Source organism: Streptomyces sp. 13-12-16, from assembly GCF_002114215.1.
Taxonomy (GTDB): Bacteria; Actinomycetota; Actinomycetes; order Streptomycetales; family Streptomycetaceae; genus Streptomyces.
Map to the genome: position 1 here is coordinate 1 of NZ_NCTE01001273.1, position 654 is coordinate 654.

At 77.1% G+C, this 654-nt stretch carries 1 protein-coding gene; it reads right to left on the bottom strand.

Annotated elements, in window-relative coordinates; all coding sequences use genetic code 11:
- A partial coding sequence (locus tag B7767_RS39260) for a sensor histidine kinase KdpD (RefSeq protein ID WP_143652905.1) occupies positions 1 to 654 on the bottom strand: 654 nt, incomplete at both ends.

Below are 654 nucleotides of genomic sequence, written 5' to 3' on the forward strand. Positions count from 1 at the left end.
CGGTCGCCGCGGCTCCCGCCGCCGGGGCCGCGGGTGCCGCGTCCGGCGGTACGAGGATGTCCTGCGGGACGAGCATCAGGACGCCCGTGCCGCCGCGGGCCGAGGGCCGGTAGGAGACCCGCAGCCCGTACCGCCGGGCCAGCCGGCCGACCACGGCGAGGCCGAGCCGGGTGCCGGTGAGGCCCCCGAGTCCGGCGGACTCGCCGGAGACCGCGCGCTCGGCGCGGCGCAGCTGCGTCTCGCCCATGACGAGCCCGCTGTCCTCGACGGAGACGATGACGCCGGCCGGCACCTCCTCGACGTACACGTGGACCTCGGCGGTCGGCGGCGAGAAGTTCGCGGCGTTGTCGAGCAGTTCGGCGAGCGCGTGCATCACGCCCTCGGCGGCGTGCCCGGCGACCGCGGTGTCGCTGGCGGAGTGGACCCGGACGCGCTGGTAGCCGCTGATCCGGCCCATGGCGCCGCGCAGGATGGACTCCATGGCGATGGGCCGGGCCCAGCGGCGGCCGGAGCGGGCGCCGGTGAGGACGGCGACGGAGTCGGCGAGCCGGCCCGCCTGCGCGGTGCGGTGGTCGAGGTGGAGCAGGTCGGCGAGGACCTCCTCGTCGTGGTGCTTCTCCTCCATCGCGCGCAGGTCGGCGAGCATGCCGGTGG